Source organism: Pelomonas margarita (genome assembly GCF_043555875.1).
Classification (GTDB): domain Bacteria; phylum Pseudomonadota; class Gammaproteobacteria; order Burkholderiales; family Burkholderiaceae_C; genus Pelomonas; species Pelomonas margarita.
In genome coordinates, this window is record NZ_JBIGHW010000003.1 from 491,445 (window position 1) to 515,490 (window position 24,046).

Consider the following 24,046-nt stretch of genomic DNA (forward strand, 5'->3'; position numbering starts at 1 on the left):
TCGCAACGCTACAGTCAGCCGCATGATGTCTGCCGCCGCCTCTGACCCGCGCCCGCCCGCCGTTGCCCTGCTTGCCTGGCGGCAGTTGCTGAGGGACTGGCGGGCCGGCGAACTGCGGCTGCTGATGCTGGCAGTGACGCTGGCCGTGGCAGCCCTGTGCGCCGTGGCCTTCCTGTCGGACCGGCTGGACCAGGGTCTGCGTCGCGATGCGGCCCAGCTGATCGGCGGCGACGCGGTCGTCGCCAGCGACCAGCCCACGCCGCCCGCCATCGTCGACCTGGCGCAGACCTTGAAGCTCGCCACCGTGCGCAGCGCCGTCTTCCCGAGCATGGCGCGCGCCGAAGACGCCCAGGGCGGCGAGAGCCGGCTGGCGTCGGTCAAGTCGGTCAGCGACGGCTACCCGCTGCGCGGCCGGGTCCAGCTGCGCGAGGCTCTGCCGGGCCGCAGCGGCGCGCCGGCAGCGGGCGAAGTCTGGATCGACCCTGCGCTGGCCGATGCACTCAACCTCAAGCTCGGCGACATGCTGCTGCTGGGCGAGAGCAGGCTCCGGCTGGCCGCGCTGATCGAGACCGAACCCGATCGCGGCGGCGGCTTCATCAATTTCGCGCCACGCGTGATGCTCAACGAGGTGGACCTGGCGGCCACGCAGCTGGTGCAGCCGGCCAGCCGCCTGACCTACCGCCTGGCGGTCGTGCCCGGCCCCGGCGCACCCGCGGATGCCATGAAGCGCTTCACGCGCGACGCCGCGCAATTGCTGGAGCAGCAGAAGCTGCGCGGCGTGCGACTGGAGTCCATGGAGGCCGGCCGCCCCGAGATGCGCCAGACGCTGGACCGCGCCGGGCGCTTCCTGCGGCTGGTGGCCATGCTGTCGGCGCTGCTGGCCGCCGTGGCGGTCGCGCTGGCCGCCCGGGACTTCGCGGCGCGGCATCTGGATGCCTGCGCGATGCTGCGCGTGCTGGGCCAGCCGCAGCGCCGCATTGCCTGGGCCTACGGGCTGGAGTTCTTGCTGGCCGGCCTGGCCGCCAGCGCGGTGGGCGTGCTGCTGGGGCTGGCCCTGCACCAGGTGTTCGTGTCGCTGCTGTCCGGCCTGATCGACGTGGCACTGCCCGCGCCCAGCCTGTGGCCGGCGCTGCTGGGGCTGGGGCTGGGGCTGTCGCTGCTGATGGGCTTCGGGCTGCCGCCCGTGCTGCAGCTGGCGGCCGTGCCGCCGCTGCGCGTGATCCGGCGCGACCTGGGCGCCCCCAAGGCCGGCTCGCTGCTCGTGCTGGGCGCGGGCGTGGCAGGCCTGGCAGGCATCCTGCTCGTGCTGGCGGGCGACCTGAAGCTGGGCGCCATCGCGGCGGGCGGCTTCGCCGGCGCGGTGCTGGTGTTCGCGGCGCTGGCCTGGCTGGCGGTCAAGCTGCTGCGGCGCATCGTGCCGTCCAACATCAGCCATGCCGGCGTGCCGCGCTGGCTGCTGCTGGCCACGCGCCAGGTGGCCGCACGGCCCGGCTTCGCGGTGATGCAGGTGTCGTCGCTGGCCGTAGGCTTGCTGGCACTCGCGCTGCTGGTGCTGCTGCGCACCGAGCTGATCGACAGCTGGCGGGCCGCCACGCCGGCCTCGGTGCCGGACCGTTTCGTCATCAATATCCAGCCCGACCAGGGCGAGGCCTTCCAGCGCACGCTGGCCAACGCCGGCGTCACCGGCTACGACTGGTATCCGATGTTCCGCGGCCGGCTCACGGCGCTCAGGGGCGAGCCGGTGCAGGCCAAGCGCTTCAGCGATGACCGGGCACAGCGCCTGGCCGAGCGCGAGTTCAACCTCAGCCACGCTGCCGCCATGCCCGAGCACAACACGCTGTTGCAGGGCCGCTGGGGCAGCGCCCCGCCCGGCGAGATGGGTCTGAGCGTGGAAGCCGGCCTGGCCGAGACGCTGGGCGTGAAGCTGGGCGACACGATGAGCTTTGACATCGCCGGGCAGGTGGTGCAGGGCCGCATCACCAGCCTGCGCAAGGTGGACTGGTCGTCCATGCGCGCGAACTTCTTCGTGCTGTTCGAGCAGGCCGCGCTGCCGGACCTGCCCACCACGCTGATCGCCGCCTACCGCACGCCGGCCGCCGGCAAGCTGGACCGCGAGCTGGCACGGCAGTTCCCCAACCTGACGGTCATCGACGTGTCGGCGCAGATCCAGCAGGTACAGCGCGTGCTCGATCAGGTCATCCAGGCCGTCCAGTTCCTGTTCGCGTTCACGCTGGCCTCGGGGCTGGTGGTGCTGATCGCCGCCGTCAGCAGCACGCGAGAGGCGCGCGCCAGAGAGTTCGGGCTGATGCGGGCGCTGGGCGCCGCCTCGTCGCTGCTCGCCAAGGTGCAGCGGGCAGAGCTGCTGGGGGTGGGCGCGCTGGCCGGCTTCCTGGCCGGGGCGGTGGCATTGCTGCTGGCCGGGCTGATGGTGCACTTCGTGTTCGAGTTCCCCTGGAAGATCAACCTCTGGGTGCCCGCAGCCAGCGCCGCGGGTGGCGCCCTGCTGGCCTGGAGCGCCGGGTGGTGGAGCCTGCGCGGCGTGCTGCAGCGCCCCGTGGTGCAGACGCTTCGCGAGGCCGAGGCCGAATGAGCGCGCCGGCCCGCAGCGTCGGCCGCTACCTGGCCCTGTCTGCGGGCATCACGCTCATCTATTACCTGCTCGGGCGGCTGGGTCTGCTGATGGTGCTGCCGCCCTACCAGGTGGCGCCGCTGTACCCGGCCGCCGGCTGGGGCCTGGCGATGCTGCTGGTGCTGGGGCCGCGCTACCTGCCGGCCGTGGCGCTGGGCTCGTTCATCGTGCAGGCCACGACGATGAGCAACCAGGGCGAGCAGATGCTGCCGCTGGCCGCAGGCATAGGCTGCGGCGCGGCAGCCCAGGCTGCATTCGGCGCACGGCTGATGCAGCGGTGGTGCGGGCGGCAGATGGTGCTGGCTTCGCCACGTGAGATTGCCGCCTACCTGGCCGCTGCGGCCCTGGCCGGCTGCATCAGCCCGAGCTGCGCCACCTTGCTGCTGCGTGGGACCGATGTCATCACCAACGCGCAGATGGCACTGGTCTGGATGACCTGGTGGACCGGGGACCTGATGGGTGTGCTGATCGCGACGCCCATCACGCTGGCGCTGCTGGGTCAACCCGACGCCGCCTGGGCCGTGCGACGCTTCAGTGTGGGTCTGCCGCTGCTGCTGACGACGCTGATCGTCGGCCTCGGGGTGGCCACGACGATGGCCTGGGACCGGCAGAGCCATCGCGCCGAGTTCGCGCGCGAGGCTGGCAACGCGGCGCAAACACTGGCCAGCCGGCTGCGCGAGCCGTTGCTGGCCCTGGAGGGCGTGCATGCGCTGGTGAAAGCCCAGCCCCGCCTCACCCGGGAGGCCTTCGCCCACGCAACGAGCGGATTCCTCCGCGAGGACAGCTCGCTGATCGCGCTGGGGCTGGCGCTGACGGTACCCCGGGCGCAGCTGGCGGGGTTCACCGCTGCAGCCGCGCCTGATCGTTTTCCCGGCGGCTACGGGGTGCGTGACCGCGCCCGTGCTGGCGACATCCGCACATCGCCCGACGAGGACGTCACCGCCATCCGGCTCATAGAACCGCTGTCGCGCAACGCTGGCGCGTTGGGCATCAACATCCGCAGCATCCCCGTGGTGCGACGCGCCACCGAGCAGGCGGCGCGGCTGGGACGCCCGGTGGCGTCCATGGGCTTCCACTTGTCTCAGGACCGGGACGGCGGCGTGGGCGTCGTCGTCTACCAGGCGCTGGACCGGTCGGCCCAGTCAGGCACTGCAGCCACGGGCGGCTACGTGTTCGCCACGCTGCGGCCCGACCTGCTGCTGTCCCGGCTGGCCGCCGACTGGCCGTCCCGACTGGGTGCCTGCCTGGTAGACATGACGCCGGGCACAGCATCTCCACGCCTGGGAGGACGACTGGGTTGCGAGGCGATTCAGGGCAGTCCGACCGCGCTGCTGCCGCCAGTGACCGTGCCACTGGAATTCGGCGGGCAGCGCTGGGAGGCACGCTTCTACGACCTGCCCGGCCAGGCGCCACCACCTGGGCGCAGTTGGGCGTTCGCGCTGGCTGGCCTGCTGACGACGGCCATGGTGGGCGCCTTGCTGTTGCTGATGTCCGGCCGCACTCGCCATGTGGAGTCGCAGATCGCCGAGCGCACTGCCGAGCTGCAGCGCGAGATCGCCAGCCGAGCCGGAGGCGAGCAGGCCCTGCGGCTGAGCGAGCAGCGCTTTCGCAGCATCTTCGAGACGGCACCCGTGGGCATCGTCTTCACCGACCTGAACGGCGGCTTCCAGGAGGTCAACACGTATTTCTGCCACCTGGTGGGGCACCCGGCAGACGCGCTGATGGGGCGGCGCAGCATCGACGTGACCCACCCCGACGACCGCCGCGAGGACGTCCGCCTGGCGCGCCGCCTGATGCGCGGCGAACTGCCCTTCTACCGCCGCCTGAAGCGCTACCTGCGGCCAGACGGCAGCGTGGCCCATGCCCGTGTGCTCGTCAGCCTGCTGCGCGGCGACGACGGCCGGCCGCACCGGCTGGTGGGCGTGGTCGAGGACATCACGGACCAGCTGCGCATCGAGGAGCTCGGTCGCGCCCGAGAGGCCGCCGAGGCCGCCAACCTGGCCAAGAACGAGTTCCTCTCGCGCATGAGCCACGAGCTGCGCACCCCCATGAACGCCATCCTGGGCTTCACGCAGCTGATGCAGATGGATGCAGGCGAGCCCCTGCCCCCAGGGCAGCGCGCCCGCGCCCAACAGATCGCGCAGGCGGGCTGGCACCTGCTGGAGATGATCAACGACACGCTGGACCTCTCGCGCATCGAGACCGGCTCCCTGCGGCTGGCCCTCGTGCCGCTGGAGCTGCCGCCGCTGCTGGCCCGCGCGCTGGCGATGGTCCAGCAGAACGCCGCCGAGCTGGGGCTGTCCATCAGCCAGCGCCTGGCGCCTGCGGCGTTGCGCGCCATTGGCGACCCCACCCGCGTGACACAGGTGCTGACCAACCTGCTCAGCAATGCCGTCAAGTACAACCGCCCGGGTGGCAGCATCACCATCGAGGTCAGCTGCCCGCAGCCCGGCTGGGTGGAGACCGCCGTGCGCGACACCGGGCTGGGGCTGACGCAGGAGCAACGGGACGCACTCTTCCAGCCCTTCAACCGCCTGGGCCGCGAGGGCAGCGGCCTGCCCGGCACCGGCATCGGACTGGTCATCAGCCAGCGGCTCGCCGAGATGATGGGCGGCAGCCTGCGGGCCGAGGCCGTCGATGGCCCGGGCGCGTGCTTCGTGCTGCGCCTGCCAGCGGCCAGCACCGCACCGACCGGCACGGCCGAGGCCGGCCTGCAGGAGCCCAGCCGGCCCACGGCCGCAGCGCACCGGCGCGTGCTCTACGTCGAGGACAACCCGCTGAATGTCGAGGTCATGCGCGGCATCCTGGCGCAGCGCCCCGGGCTGGAGCTGGAGATCGCACCGACGCTGGAAGCCGGCTGGCGGGCCCTGCGCGAACGCTCGCCCGAACTGCTCTTGCTGGATTGGCAATTGCCCGACGGCGACGGACTGGCTCTGCTGCAGCGGCTGCAACAACAGGGCGTCGCGGCACCACCGGCCGTCGTCGTGTCAGCCAACGCACAGCCCGAGCAGATCGCGCTGGCCCGGCAGGCCGGCGCGCATCACTACGTCACCAAGCCGCTGGATGTGCGTGAACTGCTGGCCCTGGTTGACGATTTGTTGATGCAGGCCGGCGCCAAGGAGCGGGCAGAATGAGGCGTCAATATTCACACTCCGCCCTGTTCCGATGAGCTCCACCGACCTCGTTCCCGCCAACGCCGGCGCCCAGGCCGTGCAGACCGTGACCCGCACCGACGCGGCCCAGTTCCTGACCTTCCGCATCGGCGGCGAGGAATACGGCCTGGACATCCTGCGAGTGCAGGAAATCCGTTCCTATGAGGCGCCCACACGCGTGGCCAATGCGCCGTCCTTCGTCAAGGGCGTCGTCAACCTGCGCGGCGTCATCGTGCCCATCCTGGATCTGCGCATCCGGCTGGGCCAGCCCGGCGAATACAACGCCTTCACCGTCGTCGTCGTGCTGAACGTGGCCGGCCGCGTGGTGGGCATCGTGGTGGACTCGGTGTCCGACGTGCTGGAACTCAGCACCGATGAGATCAAGCCCCGGCCCGAAGTGCCCGCCGCCATGGACGCGCGCTTCATCACCGGCCTGGGCAAGCTCGGCGAGCGCATGCTCATCCTGCTGGACATCGAGGCCATGATCAAAAGCCCGGACTTCGGCCTGGTCGATTGACCCAAGTCAGTGCCCGCCCACTGTTTCAGCGGTGCCAACACAGCATTCCAGGCCAGGCAGCATCGGCCTTAGCACTCGCCGCGAGGGAGTGCTAATATTCCTTCACCGCTGCATTTCACGCGGCGGTTAGCCAGGAATCAAGACGATGTCTGCTTCTTCCGCCATTGCCGTCCGCGACCCCTGGGCCCTGGTGCCCTCGCTGGGCAATCTCGACGCCTACATCTCTGCCGTCAACCGCCTGCCGCTGCTGACGGCTGAGGAAGAGTCCTCCGCCGCGCGCAGCCTGCGCGACAAGAGTGACCTGGAGGCCGCCGGCCGCATGGTGCTGTCGCACCTGCGCCTGGTGGTGTCCATCTCCCGCCAGTACGTCGGCTACGGCCTGCCCCAGGGCGACCTGATCCAGGAAGGCAACGTGGGCCTGATGAAGGCCGTCAAGCGCTTCGACCCCGATCAGGGTGTGCGCCTGGTGAGCTACGCAATGCACTGGATCAAGGCGGAGATCCATGAGTACATCCTGAAGAACTGGCGCATGGTCAAGGTCGCGACGACCAAGGCCCAGCGCAAGCTGTTCTTCAACCTGCGCTCGATGAAGCACCAGCTCAAGGCAGGCCAGGCGGATGACGCCACGCACCGCGCCACGCTGACGGAAGCCGAGGTCGCCCATGTGGCCCGCGAGCTGAACGTCAAGCGCGAGGAAGTGCTGGAGATGGAGACCCGACTGTCGGGCGGCGACGTGGCGCTGGAGCCGCAGACCGACGACGACGGCGAGAGCTTCGCCCCCATCGCCTACCTGGCCGACGACAGCCAGGAGCCCACGCGCGTCATCGAGGCCCGCTCGCGCGACAGCCTGGCCGGCGACGGCATCCAGCGCGCGCTGGACGTGCTGGACCCGCGCAGCCGCCGCATCGTCGAGGAGCGCTGGCTGAAGGTGAACGACGACACTTCCGGCGGCATGACGCTGCACGAACTGGCCGCCGAGTACGGCGTGTCGGCCGAGCGCATCCGCCAGATCGAGGTGGCGGCGATGAAGAAGATGAAGAAGGCGCTGACCGAAGCGGCTTGAGCCCGCGCCCTCCAAGCAAAAGGCCCCTTAACGCGGGGCCTTTTCTCATTGTCGTGTCATTTCTGTCCGGCGTCGGCTAGCAGCAGCTTGATGTCGTGCGCCAACGGCTCGGCGCCGGCGCCGTAGCGGACGTAGACGCGCACGCGGCCTTCGGTGTCGAACACGTAGCTGGCGGCGGTGTGGTCGACCATGTAGGTCTCCGGCGTCTTGCCGGGCACCTTGGCGGCGAAAGCCTTGAACTCCTTCACGGCGGCCTTGGTCTGCTCTTCGCTGCCGCGCAGCGCGACAAAGCTGGGGTCGAAGGCCGTGATGTAAGCCTTCAGCAACTGCGCCGTGTCACGCTCCGGATCGACGGTGACGAAGACACCCTGCACCTTGTCAGCGTCGGCGCCCAGCGAGCGTTTGACCTCGGCCACCTCGGCCATCGTCGTCGGGCAGACATCGGGGCATTGCGTGTAGCCGAAGAACACGACGACGACCTTGCCCTTGAAGTCTGCCAGCGAGCGGGCGCGGCCGTCCTGGTCGGTCAGGTTGAGCTGGCGGGCGTACTCGACGCCCGTCAGGTCGATGCCCTTGAAGCCAAGCTTGGCCGACTCGGACTTCTGGCAGCCCGCAAGGGCAAGTGCGCTCAGCGCGGCAAGGGCAAAACGGCGAGTGCTCATGGCAGGTAGTGGTCGATCAACAAGGCCGCGAACAGCAGCGACAGGTGCCAGATGGAGAACCAGAAGGTCCGCCGTGCCAGCACCTCCGAATACCCGCGCCACAGCCGGAAGCCATAGGCGCAAAAGCCCAGGCCCAGCGCGATGGCGCTGAGCAGGTAGAACCAGCCGCTCATGCCCGCCAGGAAGGGCAGCAGCGTGGCCGCGAACAGCACCCAGGTGTAGAGCAGGATCTGCAGCCGCGTGTAGTCGTTGCCATGCGTGACGGGCAGCATGGGCAGGCCGGCGCGGGCGTAGTCCTCGGCGCGGTACAGCGCCAGCGCCCAGAAGTGCGGCGGCGTCCACAGGAAGATGATGAGGCACAACAGCCAGGCTTCGAAGCCCACCTCGCCGCGCATGGCCGCCCAGCCCAGCACCGGCGGCATGGCCCCCGAGGCGCCGCCGATGACGATGTTCTGCGGCGTCATGGGTTTCAGGATGACGGTGTAGACCACCGCATAGCCCACGAAGGTGGCAAAGGTCAGCCACATCGTCAGCACGTTCACGTACAGGCCGAGCAGCGCCATGCCAGCCCCGCACAGCAGTGCCGAGAACGCCAGCGTCTGCGGGCGGCTCAGCTCGCCCTTGGCGGTGGCACGCCAGGCGGTGCGCTTCATGCGCGCGTCGATGCCGTCCTCGATGAGGCAGTTGAACGCGGCAGCCGCGCCGGCCACCAGCCAGATGCCGGCAATCGCCGCGAGCATGGTGACGGCCTGGGTCAGGTCGGGCAGCCCTGGCACGGCCAGCGCCATGCCGATGGCGGCGCAGAAAACGATGAGCTGGACGACGCGTGGCTTGGTCAGTTGGTAGAACTGCCGCCAGCGCGGGTTGCGCACGGACAGGCCGGCGGTGGACGAGGTAGCCATGATCAGAGCGGACGCGCCCGCAGGCGCGCGAACAAGGTGGTGAGCAGGCCCAGCAGCACGGCGGCGCCGCCGGTGTGGGCCAGGGCCGCGACGATGGGCCAGTCGAGCACGACGTTGGACAGGCCGGAGGCCAGCTGCCAGCCGGCCCCGGCCAGCAGCGCGCGCGACCAGCCCGGCGCGACCCGGCGCAAGGCCCAGGCCAGCGCCAGGATGGCGCTGAACACGACCGCTGCGCCGAGCCGGTGGACCATGTGGATGGCCGTCAACGCATCGAAGCCCAGCAGGCTGCCATCGGCGCGCTCGCCCAGCTCGCGCCACAGCTGGAAGCCTTGAGCGAAGTCCATGCGGGGCCACCACTCGCCGTTGTGGCAGGTCGGGAACTGGTCACAGGCCAGCACGGCGTAGTTGGTGCTGACCCAGCCACCCAGGGCAACCTGGCACAGCGTCAACAGCAGCACTGCCGCGACCGCCGGCCGCAGCACTCGCGGTGCCGCCAGAGGGCGGGGCTCGTAGGCCTCGCGCTGCCAGGCCAGCAGCATCAGCAGGCCCATGGCCAGCAGCAGATGGCCCGTGACGATGGCCGGGAACAGCTTCATGGTGACCGTCAGCGCGCCAAAGGCACCAACGACGCAGACCCACACCAGCGACAGCGTGGGCCACCACGGCGAGGGTGCCGGTTCCGGCCCGGCCTGCCGGCGCAGGTGCCAGCTGAGCACGCACAGCACCAGGATGAGCAGGCCCACGCCGCTGGCCAGGTAGCGGTGCAACATCTCGATCCAGGCCTTGGTGTGCGTGACCGGGCCAGTGGGCATGGCCGTCTGTGCCGCCTCGATGTGATGGCGCGCGCCCAGCGGGCTGGCCGAGGCATAGCAGCCCGGCCAGTCCGGGCAGCCCAGGCCCGAGTCGGTCAGCCGCGTGAAGGCCCCGAAGAGGATGAGGTCGAAGGTGAGGAACAGCGTCAGCAGCGTCAGTGCGCGCAGCCGGCCCACCGGCGTCTGCGAACGCGAGCGCTGGCGCCACCACAGCAGCGGGCCGAGCGCGACCGCGCCGCCGATGGCGGCGACCTGGCCCAGAGGAAGCAGCAGCTCGTTCATCGCCCTGCGTTGTCCCAGCCGGCGGCCGCCTTGAGCAGCTTGTCGAGGTCGCCCTTGAGCTTCTTGGGCTCGGGGTCGGCTGGGGAGCGCATCATCCAGCGGCCCATCGGGTCGACGAGAAAGAAGTGGTCGGTCAGCGCCTTGCCCGCCGCCGGCTTGAGCCAGGCCTGCAGGCGCTCGCCCGGCACGCGCAGCACCGTGACCTCGACGCCCTTCTGGCTCAGCGCGGCCAGCAGCTCGGGGCGCGGTACGGCACCGTCCTCGGGAATCAGCCAGAGCTTGTCGACGCGATCCCGGTTCTTGCCCAGCATCTCGCGCAACTGCCGCTGCACGTAGAGCTGGCGCTCGCAGGCCTCGGGGCAGGCTGCGGGCTGCACGACCGTCAGCAGCCACTGGTTCTTCAGCGACTCTGCAGGCACGGCGCGGCCCTGCAGGTCGGTCAGCGGCAGATCGGCAGGCAGGTCGACCGTGGGCGTGATGAGTTCGCTGTAGGCCGAGCCGCTGGGCTTGATCACGTAGAACGTGAAGTAGGACGCCACCACCGGCGCAGCGCACAGCGCCAGCAAGAACAGCATCTTCAAGCGCCCGGCCCGCTGCGCCGTGGCGCCGGGCTCGGGCAGGCTGTGAACCGCAAAGCTCACTGGCTCAGGAGGGCTGCCTGCGGAGCCGGGGACGGAGGAGTTGGAACCAGACATAGAGACCGACGATCAGCGCGCAGAGCGCGAACCATTGAAAGGCGTAGCCATAGTGTTTGTGCAGACCGAGGTCAGGCGCCGGCCAGTGGCGCAGCAGGCCATCGTCGGCGCCGGCGGGCGCGGTCTGCACGACGGTGAGCGGCAGCAACACCAAGCCCGACTCGGCGGCAAACGCTGCCGGATCGAGATTCTGCCGGATCACGCCGGCCGCGCCCTGGCCCAGCTCATAAAGCCGCGACGGCGCAGCGGCCAGCCGGCCGGTGATCTCGACCTCGCCCGGCGGCGTCGCCAGCGGCGGCACGCGGCTGCGGTCGGTCGGGTCGCGCGGCGCCCAGCCTCGCTGCACAAGCACGGCGTCGGCACGGCCGGCCAGCCGCAGCGGCGTGACGACGTAGAAGCCCGCACGGCTGTCCATGGGCCGGTTGTCCAGCCACACGGTGCGCTCCGTCACCCAGGTACCGCGCAACACGACGCCGCGGTGGACGGCAGCATCACCGAGGTCGGCGTTGCGCAGCGGCGGCCGCGCAGCCTCGGCGTCAACGGCCGCCTGCAGTGCCAGCTTGTGTGAAGCGCGGTCGAGTTGCCAGGCGCCCAGCCGTGCCGTCAACGCCACGGCCAGTAGGGTGGCGATCAACACCAGCCAGCGACGCGTCGTCATGCCGGCCCCCGGGGCGGATAATCATCGGCCATGAAATTCGTGTTCCTGATCGCCTTCATCGGCATCCTCGGCGCGCTGGCCGCCGCCGGCTTCTTCATGCTGCGCAGCGGCCAGAAGGGTGACAAGCGCGGCGCCAACATGGCTCGCGCGCTGACCGTGCGCATCGCCGTGTCGGTGGCCTTGTTCGCCCTCATCCTGCTGTGCTGGGCCATGGGATGGATAGAACCCAAGGGCGTGCCCATGGGTCGCTGACCCCGGCAAGCCCCGTAAAAAAAGCGCCGCTTCCGCGGCGCTTTGTCTTTTGGGGCTGAGCCCGTCTTACATCCAGTAGACGACGACGTACAGGCCCAGCCAGACGACGTCGACGAAGTGCCAGTACCAGGCCGCGCCTTCAAAGCCGAAGTGACGCTCGGACGTGAAATGGCCCTTGTGCAGGCGGATGGTGATGAACAGCAGCATCAGCATGCCCACGAAGACGTGGAAGCCGTGGAAGCCGGTCAGCATGAAGAAGGTCGAGCCGAAGATGCCGGAGCTGAGCTTGAGGTTCAGGTCCTTGTAGGCATGGGCGTACTCGAAACCCTGCACGAACAGGAACACCACACCCAGCAGCACCGTGGCCCACATGAAGGCGATGGTCTTGGCGCGGTTGCCGGCGATCAGCGCGTGGTGAGCGATGGTCAGCGTGACGCCAGAGGTCAGCAGCAGCGCCGTGTTGATGGTGGGCAGCGGCCAGGGGCCGATGGTGGTGAAGGGCTCGACCGTGCCGGCCGGCGACGCCGTGGCGCCCGCCACGATGCTGGGCCAGACAGCCTTGAAGTCAGGCCACAGCAGGCTGTTCTCCAGGCTGCCGAGCGCCGGCACCGAGAACACGCGGGCCCAGTACAGCGCGCCGAAGAAGGCCGCGAAGAACATCACCTCCGAGAAGATGAACCAGCCCATGCTCCAGCGGAAGGACACATCGATGCGGTCGCTGTAGAGGCCGCCCTCGCTCTCGCGGATGGCGTCGCCGAACCACTGCTTCAGCACGAAGGCCCACCACAGCAGACCGAAGGCCAGCGAGTAAGCGCCCCACTGATGCCCGTTGATCCACTGGCCTGCGCCGAGGATGACGAAGAACAGACCGATCGCGGCCATCACCGGATGCCGCGACGGGCCCGGAACGAAGTAGTACGGGGCGCTGCCCGAAGTTGTCGCTGCCGACATGTCGTTCTCCTAGTTCTCGCTTGTTCTGAACCTGGCGGGCCAGGCCTCAGGCCGCCGCCACGCCACTGCTGATGACCCAGCGGACCACCAGCACCAGCACCAACACAAACAGGGCTGCGCCAAGCAGGCCCGCAATGATCACGTGCACCGGGTTGAGCTTGGCCATGTCGTTCTCATGGTCACGCCCCCGGCGGACGCCGAAAAAACTCCAGGCCACGGCAGAGATCGTCTGGATGATGGACGCCTTGCGGCCCACCGCTTCCTTCAGATCCTGGCCGGGCGCGCTCACAGCGCCTGCCCCTTGGAGGCCTGGCCCACCCTGACGCCGCCCTTGCCCGCCACCTCAAAGAAGGTGTAGGACAGGGTGACGGTCTTCACATCCTTGGGCAGCTTGGGGTCGATGACGAACACGACCGGCCACTGCTTGGTCTCGCCCGGCTGCAACGTGTACTCGTTGAAGCAGAAGCATTCCAGCTTGTTGAAATGCGCGCTGGCCTGCATGGGCGCATAGCTCGGGATGGCCTGGGCAGCCATGGTGCGGTCCTGCTTGTTGCGGAACTCGTACATGACCTGCTTCAGTTCACCCGGGTGCACCGTCATGTGGCGCACCTCGGGCTTGAAGTCCCAGGGGCCGCGCGCATTGGTGTCGAACTCCACCGTGATGGTGCGGCTGTAGTCGATCTGCCCGTTGCCGGTGGCATCGCTCTTGGCGGTCAGGCCCTGGCGCTCGGACAGCGACAGCACGTTGATGCCCAGCGCCTCGCAGATGTGCTTGTACAGCGGCACCAACGCGTAGCCGAAGCCGAGCATCAACGCGACCACCACCACCAGCTTCAGAAGCAGTTGGCGGTTGTCGCGATGCAGGGTATCGAGCAGACGCATGGCGATTTACAGCAGGGCCATCTTGGCCATGAAGCCCACCCCGAAGGCGAGCGCCACGCTCAGCAGGATCAAACCCAGCCGGCGGTTGCTCTTGCGCTGTTCGGGCGTCATCACGGTCAGCCGATGATCTTGGTGGCCGACGCGTCCAGCTTGGGCGGCGTCTCGAAGGTGTGGAACGGCGCCGGCGACGGCACTTCCCACTCCAGGCCTTCAGCGGCTTCCCACGGCTTCTGCGGGGCCTTCTCGCCCTTGCCGCGCATCATGGGCACGACAACGAACAGGAAGAAGTAGACCTGCATCAGCCCGAAACCGAAGGCGCCGATGGACGCGATCTGGTTGAAGTCGGTGAACTGCATCGGGTAGTCGGCGTAGCGACGGGGCATGCCGGCCAGACCCAGGAAGTGCATCGGGAAGAAGGTGATGTTGAAGAAGATCAGCGAGCCCCAGAAGTGGACCTTGCCGCGGAACTCCGAATACATCACGCCCGACCACTTCGGGCCCCAGTAGTAGACGCCGGCGAACAGCGCGTACAGCGAGCCGGCCACCAGCACGTAGTGGAAGTGGGCAACGACGTAGTAGGTGTCCTGGATCTGGATGTCGATCGGCGCCATCGCGCAGATCAGGCCGGTGAAGCCGCCCATCGTGAACACGAAGATGAAGCCGACGGCCCACAGCATGGGCACTTCAAACGTCATCGAGCCGCGCCACATCGTGGCCAGCCAGTTGAAGATCTTCACGCCCGTGGGCACCGCAATCAGCATGGTCGCGTACATGAAGAACAGCTGTCCCGTCACCGGCATGCCGGTGGCGAACATGTGGTGGGCCCACACGATGAAGGACAGGATGGCAATCGACGCCGTGGCGTACACCATGGAGGCGTAGCCGAACAGGCGCTTGCGGGCGAAGGCCGGCACGATCTGGCTGACGATGCCGAAGGCCGGCAAGATCATGATGTAGACCTCGGGGTGACCGAAGAACCAGAAGATGTGCTGGTACATCACCGGGTCGCCGCCGCCTGCCGGGTTGAAGAAGGCAGTGCCGAAGTGGCGGTCGGTCAGCGTCATCGTGATGGCGCCGGCCAGCACAGGCATGACGGCGATCAGCAGGTAGGCCGTGATCAGCCAGGTCCACGCGAACATCGGCATCTTCATCAGCGTCATGCCCGGGGCGCGCATGTTGAGGATGGTCACGATGATGTTGATCGACCCCATGATGGACGAGGCGCCCAGGATGTGCATCGCGAAGATGCCGGCATCCATGGACGGGCCCATCTGCAGCGTCAGCGGCGCGTAGAGCGTCCAGCCGGCGGCGGGTGCGCCGCCCGGCATGAAGAAGCTCGCGACCAGCATGATGGCGGCCGGGATCATCAGCCAGAAGCTGAAGTTGTTCATGCGCGCGAACGCCATGTCGCTGGCGCCGATCTGCAGCGGCAGCATCCAGTTCGCGAAGCCGACGAAGGCCGGCATGATCGCCCCGAACACCATGATCAGACCGTGCATGGTCGTGAACTGGTTGAACAGCTCGGGGTTGAAGAACTGCAGACCCGGCTGGAACAGCTCGGCGCGGATGCAAAGCGCCAGGATGCCGCCGATCATCAGCATCGTGAAGCTGAACAGCAGATACAGCGTGCCGATGTCTTTGTGGTTGGTGGCGAACACCCAGCGGCGCCAGCCGGTGGGCGCGTGGTGATCGTGATGGTCGTCGTGGGCGTGACCGTCATGGCCGGCATGACCACCGACCGCGCCGTGGGGGGGGAGCACTGCACTCATGGGATTACCTCTGATTCGGCGTTCTGACGGTTACTTGCGTGCGGCCACGATCTCGGCCGGCTGCACGATCTGCTCGGTCTTGTTGGACCAGGCGTTCTTGGTGTACGAGATGACGGCGGCGATGTCGGTGTCGCTCAGCTGCTTCCAGGCCGGCATGCCCTTGTCCATGACGCCGTTGAGCAGGATGTTGATCTGCTTGCCCTTGTCAGCGTCCAGCACGATGGCCGACTTGTCCAGCGCCTTGATGGGGCCGGCGCCCGTGCCGTCAGCCTTGTGGCAGGCCGCGCAGTTGGCGGCATAGACCTTCTCGCCGCGTGCCACCAGCGCCGCCAGCTCCCAGACCTTGCTCGGGTCGTCAGCCTTGGCGGCCAGCTTCTTCTTCTCGCCGTCCACCCACTTGGTGTAGTCCTCGGCGGACACCACCTTCACGTGGATGGGCATGTAGGCGTGTTCCTTGCCGCACAGCTCGGCGCACTGACCGTAGTAGTCACCGATCTTCTCGGCCTTGAACCACGTGTCGCGCACGAAGCCGGGGATGGCGTCCTGCTTCACGCCGAAGGCGGGCACCATCCAGGCGTGGATGACGTCGTTGGCCGTCGTGATGATGCGGATCTTCTTGTCCACCGGCACCACCAGCGGGTTGTCGACCTTCAGCAGGTAGTTGTCGACCGGGGTGGGCTTGCCGGAGTTGGACTGCTCGCGCTGCTCGGTGTCCAGCGTGGCCAGGAAGCCGATGCCCTCGCCTTCGCCCTTCAGGTAGTCATAGCCCCACTTCCACTGGTAGCCGGTGGCCTTGATGGTCACGTCGGCGTTGGTCGTGTCCTTCATCGCGACGACGACCTTGGTAGCCGGCAGCGCCATGCCGATGACGATCAGCAGCGGCACCACGGTCCAGGCGATCTCGACCGCCACGCTCTCGTGGAAGTTGGCCGACACGGCCCCCTTCGACTTGCGGTGCTTGAAGATGGAATAGAACATCACGCCGAACACCGCCACAAAGATGGCGAGGCAGATGACCAGCATGAAGTTGTGCAACCACATCTGGTCGGCCGCAATGCGCGTGACCGGCTCGTGCAGGTTGATCTGATTGACGCCGGGGCCGCCCTTGAGATCGTTCACCGCGAGGGCGGAACCCGTCGCCAGGGCCGTCATCGCCGCAGCGGCAGCCCGCAGGGCCCATCCGCGTGAGGCGCTCTGCACTCGTGCGTTCATCATCGTCATGGTTGTCACTTGGTTCTTTGAAGAGCGGGACTTGGCCATCCGCCCGGCGAGCCGGACCTGGTGCCGCAAGACCCGCAGACGAACGGGCCGGGTTTTGCCCTAAACCCTCTTGGCGGCGCGGAATTTTAGCCCAGGCACCCCCGTCACCCCGGGGGGCCAGACCCCTCGCAACTACCTAGCAAGTCAGCTGCCGCTGCGGTGTTGGCGAAGGCTGGCACGCAAGGCATCGACGGGCACATGGGTTTCGGCAGCCACCGCGAGCCGGGGCGCAGCTTTGAATGCGTGGCCAAACACCAGCTCCAGCGTCAACGCCAGGCGCCCCTGGTCGTCGCGCAAGCTCTCGAGCTCGGCCAGCACCTGCCGGCGCCAGCCGCGCCCGCGCAGGCCCGCAAAGCGTGCGGGGGCCACGTTCCCGCCAAGCGCCCGCAGGTCCGCCAACAAGCGCTCCGGGCCGCCCCAGGTCAGGCGCACGCGCTCCTGGTCCATGACCGGATCGGCCAGCCCCGCCTTCAACACCAGGTCGCCGATGTCATGCATGTCCCACCAGTCCGGGGCCGTCCGGCCCCAGCCAGCACGGGCGAAGAGCGGGCGCAGCTCGACAAAGCTGTCCGGCCCCAGGCACGAGAACATCACGAAGCCGCCGACCGCCAGGCTGGCCTGCCAGCGCTGCAAGGTCTCGGGCAGGTCGACCGCCGCGTGCAGCGCCATGTTGGACCACAACATGTCCACCTCCGGGCGCGCCGGCAGCGCGTCGAGCCGCCCGCCCCCCGTGCCCAGCAGCCGGCGCCACCAGCTCGCTGGCGGCACGCGTGCAGCCAGCACCGGGTCGTCCTCATGCCAGAGCATCTCGGCATCGGGGTAGGCCTGGCGCAGCGCTGCCGCACCCGCCCCGAGCGCGGGCGAGACGTCGAGCACGCGCGCCGGCCTCAGCTTGATCAGGGGCAGACGCTCGGCCATCCGCGCCGCCACCTCGGCATGCAGCCAGGGCGCCTGCTGCGCCCGGGCCAGGCGCCGGGCCTGGTGACGCAGCGCGGCGGGATCGAGGTCCTGGGGCCGCAGCCCCTTGTTTGAAGTAGGGGGCGCAGCCTGCTCACTCATGGGTCGGTCAGTATATTGACCCGATGCCCTCGCGCTTCCTGGCCGCCCAGAAGCCCGCACCCGTGGAGCGGGTGCTGCTGCGCTGTGCGGGCCAGTGCACGGTCTGCCGTGCCTGGAGCCACCAGACCATCTGCGAGTCCTGCATCACGCTGTATGCACGCCCACAGCCTCGCTGCTGGACCTGCGCCACGCGGCTGCCGCCGACGATGACAGGACGCCCGCGGCCGCAGTGCGGACGCTGCCTGCTGCAGGCGCCACCTCTGGACCACACCGTGGCCGCACTGGAGTACGGCTTTCCCTGGGACGGCCTGCTGCAGCACTTCAAGTACCACCAGGCCCTGGAGTTGCGGGAGAGCCTGCTGGAGCGGCTCAACTGCGCCCTCAACGCCTCGGAGGTCAGCGCCCCCGACTGGCTGCTGCCCGTGCCGCTGTCCGCCGAGCGGCTGCGCGAACGCGGCTACAACCAGTCGCACGAGCTGGCCCGGGCGCTGGCACGACGGCGCGGCCTGCGCTGCGAGCCGGACCTGCTGCTGCGCGTGCGCCACACTGAGGCCCAGGCCAGCCTGAAGCTGGATGCCCGCGCCGCCAACGTGCACGGCATCTTCGCCATCGAGCCCCAGAAGGCCGGCCAGCTGCGCGGCACCAACGTCGCGCTGCTGGACGATGTGATGACCAGCGGCGCCACGCTGTACGAGCTGGCCCGCGTGCTGCTGCAGGCCGGCGTCATGAGCGTGCAGGCCTGGGTCATCGCACGCACACCCGAGCCCGGAGACGGATAGGGGCGGGACAATCCGCCCATGTTCCATATCGTCCTCGTTCACCCGGAGATCCCGCCCAACACGGGCAATGTGATCCGGCTCGCCGCCAACACCGGCTGCACGCTGCACCTCATCGAGCCGCTGGGCTTCTCGATGGAGGACCGGCTGCTGCAGCGCGCCGGGCTGGACTATCACGAGTACGCCCGAGTGCAGCGCCATGCCGACTGGGCCGCCTTCCTGGTCGCTGAATCGCCTGACCCGACGCGCCTGTTCGCCTTCACGACGCGTGGCAGCCGCCCGTTTGGCGAGGTCACATGGCGGCCGGGCGACTGGCTGGTATTTGGCAGCGAGACGGCCGGCCTGCCGCCCGCGTTGCGCGACGGGTTTGCGCTCGAACAGCGCGTCAGGCTGCCCATGCGCGAAGGCCAGCGCAGCCTCAACCTGAGCAACAGCGTGGCGGTCGCGGTGTTCGAGGCCTGGCGGCAGAACGGCTACGCCGGCGGTGGCTGAGCGCGTGTCCCACGCCGTTTCCCTTCTGCGCGCCGCGCGTCTGGCCAGCACCGACGAGCCCTTCACGGCGCGCGGCGGTTTCAAGCGCGAGCGCTGCGAGGGCTGCCGGCTCACCCCGACCCACTGCATCTGCGCCCTGCGCACGCCGATGCGCACGCGCGCGGCGGTGTGCCTGCTGATGGCCGACATCGAGCCGCTGAAGCCGACCAACACCGGCTGGTTGATCGCGGACCTGGTGACCGACACCTTCGCCTTCAGCTGGTCGCGAACCCGCACCGATCCCGCACTCATCGCGCTGCTGGGCGATCCCGGCTGGGACTGCCATGTCGTATTCCCGGGCCAGTACGCCGCGCCGGAACGCGTGGTGCACGCCGTCCAGCCGCCCGCCACGGGCCCGGGCGGCGCTATGAAGCGCCCGCTGTTCATCCTGCTCGACGGCACCTGGTCCGAGGCGCGCAAGATGTTCAGCCGCAGCCCCTATCTGAACCACATGCCGGTGCTCAGCCTCGAGCCCGCCAGCACCTCGCAATACCGGTTGCGCCGTTCGCGCTGCGACGATCACTTCTGCACGAGCGAGGTCGCCGCACAGTGCCTGAACCTGGCGGGCGACGCGATGGCAGCTGACGCGCTGGACGCCTACCTGGGCGTCTTCACGCACCACTACCTGCAGGCGAAAAACCAGTTGCCCGCCGTCCCGGACGGCGCCATGCACCAGCGCCTGAAGAACGCCGTGGCCCGGCAGGCGGCGTGCACGGCCTGATCGGGCCGGGCCGCCCGAATCGCTACTCGGCCCGCGCCTCGCGGCCCATCAGGGAGTCGACCGCCGCGCCGACCTGCAGCCGCCCGTCCAGCAGCGCCACCATGCCCTCGGTGATGGGCATCTCGACACCGACGGCGCGCGCACGCGCCAGCACGGTCGGCGCGCTGTAGACGCCCTCGGCGACATGGCCCAGCTGCTGCAGGATCTGCGGCAGCGCCAGCCCCTGGGCCAGCAGCAGGCCCACGCGGCGGTTGCGGGACAGGTCGCCCGTGGCCGTCAGCACGAGGTCGCCCAGGCCCGACAGGCCCATGAAGGTCTCGACCTTGGCGCCCAGTGCGACGCCCAGGCGCAGCATCTCGGCAAGGCCGCGCGTGATGAGCGCGGCGCGCGCATTCAGGCCCGGCGCGTCCGGCGCGGCGCCGGACAGGCCGTCGCAAATGCCCACGGCGATGGCCATCACGTTCTTGACCGCACCGCCCACCTCCACGCCCACCGGGTCGGCGGACGTGTAGACGCGCAGCCGCTCACCATGGAAGGCGTCGACCGCCGCCTGGGCCAGCCCCGCGTCCTCGCTGGCGGCCACCAGCGCCGTCGGCCGGCCGGCGGCCACCTCCTGCGCGAAGCTGGGGCCGGACAGCACGCCGACGCGCATGGCCGGCTGCAGCTCGCGCGCGATCTCGTGGCCCAGCTTGCCGGTGCCGGCCTCGAAGCCCTTGCACAGCCACAGCACGCGCTGCGTGGCGGGCAGCGCCGCCAGCGTCTCGCGCAGGCCGGACATGGGCGTGGCGATGATGGTCAGGCCGCCCGCTGCATGGGCCACGGCGGCGGCACGGTCAGCCGTCAGCCCCAGCGGCCCCGGCAGATCGCTGTCGGGCAGGTAGGCCGCGTTGCGGCGCGTCGCCCGCATCTGCGCGACGGCCTCGGCGTCGCGCGCCCACAGCTGCACATCATGGCCTGCCCGTGCGGCCTGGATGGCCAGCGCCGTGCCCCAGGCACCGGCACCGAGAACGCTGATCTTCATCGTCGTCATGCGCGAAAGTGTCCCTCAAGCACAACGCCCCGCACGGGGCGGGGCGTCATCAACAGGCCAGGGCCTGAATGATCAGTTGACCGCCTGGCCGCCCTGGACGGCGCGCTGGGCCTGCTGGGCCTCGAACATGGCCTGGAAGTTCACTTCGGTCAGCAGCACGGGCGGGAAGCCGGCGCGGGTGCAGACGTCGGACACGATGGCGCGCAGGTAGGGGTAGACCATCTGCGGGCACACGATGCCCAGGATGCCTTCGAGCTGATCTTGCGGCACGTGGCGGATCTCGAAGATGCCGGCCTGCTTGGCCTCGACCAGGAACAGCGTCTTGTCGCCGACCTTGGTGTTGACGGTGGCCGTCACGCAGACTTCGAAGATGCCGTCGGTGACGCTCTCGGCCGACAGCGTCAGGTTGATGTCGACCTGGGGCTGCTGCTGCTCCAGCAGGATGTGCGGCGCATTGGGCTGCTCCAGCGACAGATCCTTCAGGTACATGCGCTGGATCTGGAACACGGGGGTGCCTTCGGCGGCAGCTTGGATCTCGTCGGCCATGAAACTCTCTCTAGCGAAGCGTCAAACAAAAGCCCGCAGGCGGCGCGCTGCGGGCGGTAGCTGGATTATGGGCGAGGCCTCGTGACAGGCCTGACCGGGCTTGCCCGGGTCTTGAAATCAGGCCGCCTGGAGCAATGGCAGCAGCCCGCCGCGCTGGTCCAGCGCGATCAGGTCGTCACAGCCCCCCACATGGGTGTCGCCGATGAAGATCTGCGGCACCGTGCGGCGTCCCGTCTTGTCCATCATGACCTGGCGCTCCTCGGGGTTCAGGTCGATGCGGACCTCGTCAATCTGCTCCACACCGCGCTGCTTGAGCAGCATCTTGGCGCGCACGCAGAACGGGCAGACCTGGGTGGTGTACATCTTCACGGTGGCCATGGCCGGGCTCCTCAGGCGCTCTTCTCGACAGGCAGGTTGGCGTCGCGCCATGCCTTCAGGCCGCCACCCAGCACCTGGGCCTTTTCGTAGCCCAGCTTGCGCAGCATGCCTGCGGCGCGGCCGGCGCGTGCGCCGGTGGGGCACACCAACACCAGCGGCAGGGCCTTGTTGGAGGGCAGTTGCTTGTGGCCTTCGAGTTGGCCAAAGGGGATGTTGCGCGCGCCGACCACGTGGCCCTTGGCGTACTCCTCGGGCTCGCTGACGTCGATGAGGACGCCCTTCTCGCGGTTGACGATCTGCACGGCCTGCGCCGGGGTGAGCGCCGCGCCTTGCGAGCCCGACACGATCAGGGGCCACAGCAGCATGCCGCCGGACACCAGGGCAGCAACGATCAGAAACCAGTTTTCGATCAGGAAGTTCAAGCGATCACCGTCTAGGGCTTGGAGAAAAGCCCGGGATTATCGGTGAGCCTGGATGCCCGGGCCCACGCCGGGAGGGCTTCAGGACAACTTGAAGGTCGCCACCGCCTGCTGCAGGTTGATGGCCTGCTGCTCCAGGCTGCTGGCGGCAGCGGCGGCCTCCTCGACCAGCGCAGCGTTCTGCTGGGTCATCTGGTCCAGTTGCACCACCGACGCGTTGACCTGGCCGATGCCCTGGCTCTGCTCGGAGGCCGCTGCAGTGATCTCGCCAATGATGTCGGAGACTCGCTGAACGCTGGCGACGATCTCGTCCATCGTCGAACCCGCCGCCTGAACAAGGCGCGAGCCGGACTCGACCTTGTCGACACTGGCGCCGATCAGCCCTTTGATCTCGCGGGCCGCCTCCGCCGATCGCTGAGCCAGCGATCGCACCTCGCCGGCCACCACCGCGAAACCGCGCCCCTGCTCACCGGCCCGGGCGGCTTCCACGGCCGCATTCAGCGCGAGGATGTTGGTCTGGAAAGCGATACCGTCGATGACGCCGATGATGTCGGCGATTTTCTTGGAACTGGTGTTGATCTCCTCCATGGTCGCGACCACCTGGCCAACGACCTCGCCGCCGCGCTGCGCGACGGTGGCTGCCGAGCCGGCCAGTTGGTTGGCCTGGGCGGCCGCGTCGGCGCTCTGGCGCACGGTGTCGGTCAGCACCTGCATGCTGCCCGAGGTCTGCTCCAGCGAGCCAGCCTGGCGCTCGGTGCGCTCGGACAGGTCCTGGTTGCCGGCGGCGATCTCACGCGACGCGACGGTCATGGAATCGGTGCCATGGCGCACGTTGGCGACGATGGCCGCCAGGCCACGAGACATGTCGCGCACGGCCGCGAGCAGGCTCTGCTCGGCACCCGGCGCCACGCGGATGTCCTGTGACAGGTCGCCATCGGCCATCTGGCGCATCACGTCACGGGCGTACTCGGGCTCGCCGCCCAGCTGGCGCCACACACCGCCGATGACGAGGTAGGACCCCCCGCCCAGGCAAAGCACGACGATCACACCGCTGATGACGGTGGCCCACAGGCTGGCCGACACACCGCCATGCGCCTTGTCCAGCCCGGCGTTGAAGCCTTCGCTGGCCTGCTTGCGGGCTTCGGTCAGCTCCGTCTCCAGTGCCTTCAACGCCGCCTGCATCTTGGGAATGGCGCCGGCCTGATCCCCCTGCTTGATGCCCAGGAAGAGTTCCGCCGTGTCCACCGACGCGACGAAATAGGCCTCGAAGCTCTTGCCCAGTCGCCCGCCCACCTCGGCCTTGCCGTTGATTTTCTGGATGCCGGCGATCAGCTTGCGCATGGTGCCGGCGCGCTCACGGGCCTCGTCCAGGCGCTTCTTCTCGCCCTCGGCGACGGCGCTCTGGATGGTGGCGCCCAGCGCCTCCAGCTGCGCGGCGAACTGCGTGGTCGCGTCCAGGTAGGGGTAGTCAACATCACCCACCGACTTGATGGCGTCAGAGGTGCGCGACGAGAACAGCAGCACAACGGCGATGCCGATGGCAAAGATGGCGGCCGCCAGCGCGGGCAGCAACCAGATCCGGGTCTTCACATTCATTCGCACTCTCCTCGGGCATCAAGCAACAAGGGCGCGCCGCAAGCGGCCGCGCCCATCATCCGACGTTCGGCAGACTTCAGTCGACAGTCAACACAGCCTTGACGCTGCCGTCCAACGCCGACTTCTCGATGTAGCCAATCGCGTCGGCATTGCCCGCCACGAATTTCTTCACCTCGGCCGAGTTCCCCAACTCTTTGGGCGGCGTGCCTTTGCCCGAAAACACCAGACGCGACCAGGCTGCCTTGACCTGGGCGGACTGCTTGCCCGTGACCTTGCTGTAGAACTGCTCGCGCACGGCGGCGGACTCGGCCTGGTCTACCGGAGCTGCCGTGGCACCACTGGGCAGCGTGGTGGTCTTGCCCAGGAAGATGCTCGACACCTGATCGGCGGTCATGCTGGCCAGGGCGCTCTTGGGATTCACGACGACGACCACCTGAGCCTGGGCGGCAAGGCCCGTGGCCAGCAGGGCGGCGACGATGACGGTATTGCGGAATTTCATTTGCG

At 68.8% G+C, this 24,046-nt stretch carries 26 protein-coding genes; 8 read left to right on the forward strand and 18 right to left on the reverse strand.

Annotated features, from left to right (window positions below):
* Positions 1–25: 25 nt before the first annotated feature.
* The 4 genes from ACG0Z3_RS08305 to rpoH all read left to right on the forward strand — a co-directional run bounded on the left by ACG0Z3_RS08305 (position 26) and on the right by rpoH (position 7,361).
* On the forward strand, positions 26–2,590 hold the full coding sequence (locus ACG0Z3_RS08305) for an ABC transporter permease (protein ID WP_394396854.1): 2,565 nt from the start codon (positions 26–28) through the stop codon (positions 2,588–2,590).
* The gene (locus ACG0Z3_RS08310) at positions 2,587–5,763 is read left to right on the forward strand and encodes a PAS domain S-box protein (RefSeq protein WP_394396804.1); all 3,177 of its coding nucleotides are present in this window, start codon (positions 2,587–2,589) and stop codon (positions 5,761–5,763) included. Before ACG0Z3_RS08305 ends, ACG0Z3_RS08310 begins: the two co-directional genes overlap by 4 nt.
* Before the next feature lie 31 nt (positions 5,764–5,794).
* The gene (locus ACG0Z3_RS08315) at positions 5,795–6,298 is read left to right on the forward strand and encodes a chemotaxis protein CheW (protein ID WP_394396805.1); all 504 of its coding nucleotides are present in this window, start codon (positions 5,795–5,797) and stop codon (positions 6,296–6,298) included.
* A 145-nt stretch (positions 6,299–6,443) separates the two neighbouring features.
* A complete protein-coding gene (rpoH, locus tag ACG0Z3_RS08320; RefSeq protein ID WP_394396806.1) occupies positions 6,444–7,361 on the forward strand; it encodes an RNA polymerase sigma factor RpoH in 918 nt (305 codons plus the stop codon).
* 56 nt (positions 7,362–7,417) lie between these two features.
* On the opposite strand, the gene ACG0Z3_RS08325 is transcribed toward rpoH, so the two are convergent.
* The 5 genes from ACG0Z3_RS08325 to ACG0Z3_RS08345 are packed head-to-tail and all read right to left on the reverse strand — an operon-like array spanning position 7,418 to position 11,372.
* Positions 7,418–8,023 carry an SCO family protein gene (locus tag ACG0Z3_RS08325; RefSeq protein WP_394396807.1) on the reverse strand — a complete coding sequence of 202 codons (606 nt, stop codon included), beginning with the start codon at positions 8,021–8,023 and terminating at the stop codon, positions 7,418–7,420.
* Entirely contained in the window at positions 8,020–8,925 is a 906-nt protein-coding gene (gene cyoE / locus ACG0Z3_RS08330) for a heme o synthase (RefSeq protein ID WP_394396808.1), read from the reverse strand. Before cyoE ends, ACG0Z3_RS08325 begins: the two co-directional genes overlap by 4 nt.
* A 2-nt stretch (positions 8,926–8,927) precedes the next feature.
* Positions 8,928–10,019, reverse strand: a complete 1,092-nt coding sequence (locus ACG0Z3_RS08335; protein ID WP_394396809.1) for a COX15/CtaA family protein — start codon at positions 10,017–10,019, stop codon at positions 8,928–8,930.
* Positions 10,016–10,660: an SCO family protein gene (locus ACG0Z3_RS08340; protein WP_394396810.1), complete on the reverse strand. Its 645-nt coding sequence runs from the start codon at positions 10,658–10,660 to the stop codon at positions 10,016–10,018. The genes ACG0Z3_RS08335 and ACG0Z3_RS08340 overlap by 4 nt, the downstream gene beginning before the upstream one ends.
* Positions 10,661–10,664: 4 nt before the next feature.
* Positions 10,665–11,372 (reverse strand): SURF1 family protein, encoded by a 708-nt coding sequence (locus ACG0Z3_RS08345; protein ID WP_394396811.1) that lies wholly within the window; start codon positions 11,370–11,372, stop codon positions 10,665–10,667.
* 30 nt (positions 11,373–11,402) lie between these two features.
* Here ACG0Z3_RS08345 and ACG0Z3_RS08350 point away from each other — a divergent pair, with 30 nt between their 5' ends.
* Positions 11,403–11,624 (forward strand): DUF2909 domain-containing protein, encoded by a 222-nt coding sequence (locus ACG0Z3_RS08350; RefSeq protein WP_394396812.1) that lies wholly within the window; start codon positions 11,403–11,405, stop codon positions 11,622–11,624.
* A gap of 66 nt (positions 11,625–11,690) precedes the next feature.
* Here ACG0Z3_RS08350 and ACG0Z3_RS08355 read toward each other — a convergent pair whose 3' ends face one another.
* The 7 genes from ACG0Z3_RS08355 to ACG0Z3_RS08385 all read right to left on the reverse strand — a co-directional run bounded on the left by ACG0Z3_RS08355 (position 11,691) and on the right by ACG0Z3_RS08385 (position 17,545).
* On the reverse strand, positions 11,691–12,575 hold the full coding sequence (locus tag ACG0Z3_RS08355; RefSeq protein WP_394396813.1) for a cytochrome c oxidase subunit 3: 885 nt from the start codon (positions 12,573–12,575) through the stop codon (positions 11,691–11,693).
* Between the two features lie 46 nt (positions 12,576–12,621).
* On the reverse strand, positions 12,622–12,864 hold the full coding sequence (locus ACG0Z3_RS08360) for a DUF2970 domain-containing protein (protein ID WP_394396814.1): 243 nt from the start codon (positions 12,862–12,864) through the stop codon (positions 12,622–12,624).
* A complete protein-coding gene (locus tag ACG0Z3_RS08365) occupies positions 12,861–13,457 on the reverse strand; it encodes a cytochrome c oxidase assembly protein (RefSeq protein ID WP_394396815.1) in 597 nt (198 codons plus the stop codon). The genes ACG0Z3_RS08360 and ACG0Z3_RS08365 overlap by 4 nt, the downstream gene beginning before the upstream one ends.
* Before the next feature lie 6 nt (positions 13,458–13,463).
* Complete coding sequence (locus ACG0Z3_RS08370; protein ID WP_268165280.1) at positions 13,464–13,568, reverse strand: cytochrome oxidase small assembly protein; 105 nt, start codon at positions 13,566–13,568, stop codon at positions 13,464–13,466.
* Positions 13,569–13,573: 5 nt separating this feature from the next.
* On the reverse strand, positions 13,574–15,226 hold the full coding sequence (gene ctaD / locus ACG0Z3_RS08375) for a cytochrome c oxidase subunit I (protein WP_394396816.1): 1,653 nt from the start codon (positions 15,224–15,226) through the stop codon (positions 13,574–13,576).
* Between the two features lie 30 nt (positions 15,227–15,256).
* The gene (gene coxB, locus ACG0Z3_RS08380; RefSeq protein WP_394396855.1) at positions 15,257–16,378 is read right to left on the reverse strand and encodes a cytochrome c oxidase subunit II; all 1,122 of its coding nucleotides are present in this window, start codon (positions 16,376–16,378) and stop codon (positions 15,257–15,259) included.
* A 252-nt stretch (positions 16,379–16,630) separates the two neighbouring features.
* A complete protein-coding gene (locus ACG0Z3_RS08385) occupies positions 16,631–17,545 on the reverse strand; it encodes a class I SAM-dependent methyltransferase (RefSeq protein ID WP_394396817.1) in 915 nt (304 codons plus the stop codon).
* Between the two features lie 23 nt (positions 17,546–17,568).
* Here ACG0Z3_RS08385 and ACG0Z3_RS08390 point away from each other — a divergent pair, with 23 nt between their 5' ends.
* The 3 genes from ACG0Z3_RS08390 to ACG0Z3_RS08400 are packed head-to-tail and all read left to right on the forward strand — an operon-like array spanning position 17,569 to position 19,573.
* Positions 17,569–18,324, forward strand: coding sequence for a ComF family protein (locus ACG0Z3_RS08390; RefSeq protein WP_394396818.1), 756 nt, complete (start codon positions 17,569–17,571; stop codon positions 18,322–18,324).
* An 18-nt stretch (positions 18,325–18,342) separates the two neighbouring features.
* The gene (gene trmL / locus ACG0Z3_RS08395) at positions 18,343–18,813 is read left to right on the forward strand and encodes a tRNA (uridine(34)/cytosine(34)/5-carboxymethylaminomethyluridine(34)-2'-O)-methyltransferase TrmL (protein ID WP_394396819.1); all 471 of its coding nucleotides are present in this window, start codon (positions 18,343–18,345) and stop codon (positions 18,811–18,813) included.
* A 4-nt stretch (positions 18,814–18,817) separates the two neighbouring features.
* Positions 18,818–19,573: a tRNA-uridine aminocarboxypropyltransferase gene (locus ACG0Z3_RS08400; RefSeq protein WP_394396820.1), complete on the forward strand. Its 756-nt coding sequence runs from the start codon at positions 18,818–18,820 to the stop codon at positions 19,571–19,573.
* A gap of 22 nt (positions 19,574–19,595) precedes the next feature.
* On the opposite strand, the gene ACG0Z3_RS08405 is transcribed toward ACG0Z3_RS08400, so the two are convergent.
* The 6 genes from ACG0Z3_RS08405 to ACG0Z3_RS08430 form a co-directional block, all read right to left on the reverse strand.
* On the reverse strand, positions 19,596–20,594 hold the full coding sequence (locus tag ACG0Z3_RS08405) for an NAD(P)H-dependent glycerol-3-phosphate dehydrogenase (RefSeq protein ID WP_394396856.1): 999 nt from the start codon (positions 20,592–20,594) through the stop codon (positions 19,596–19,598).
* An 81-nt stretch (positions 20,595–20,675) separates the two neighbouring features.
* Positions 20,676–21,149 (reverse strand): protein-export chaperone SecB, encoded by a 474-nt coding sequence (secB, locus tag ACG0Z3_RS08410; protein WP_394396821.1) that lies wholly within the window; start codon positions 21,147–21,149, stop codon positions 20,676–20,678.
* Between the two features lie 117 nt (positions 21,150–21,266).
* On the reverse strand, positions 21,267–21,527 hold the full coding sequence (gene grxC, locus ACG0Z3_RS08415) for a glutaredoxin 3 (RefSeq protein WP_268165274.1): 261 nt from the start codon (positions 21,525–21,527) through the stop codon (positions 21,267–21,269).
* A gap of 11 nt (positions 21,528–21,538) precedes the next feature.
* Positions 21,539–21,949, reverse strand: coding sequence for a rhodanese-like domain-containing protein (locus ACG0Z3_RS08420; protein ID WP_394396822.1), 411 nt, complete (start codon positions 21,947–21,949; stop codon positions 21,539–21,541).
* A 78-nt stretch (positions 21,950–22,027) separates the two neighbouring features.
* A complete protein-coding gene (locus tag ACG0Z3_RS08425) occupies positions 22,028–23,542 on the reverse strand; it encodes a methyl-accepting chemotaxis protein (RefSeq protein WP_394396823.1) in 1,515 nt (504 codons plus the stop codon).
* Between the two features lie 76 nt (positions 23,543–23,618).
* The gene (locus tag ACG0Z3_RS08430; protein WP_394396824.1) at positions 23,619–24,041 is read right to left on the reverse strand and encodes a type 2 periplasmic-binding domain-containing protein; all 423 of its coding nucleotides are present in this window, start codon (positions 24,039–24,041) and stop codon (positions 23,619–23,621) included.
* Positions 24,042–24,046 lie beyond the last annotated feature (5 nt).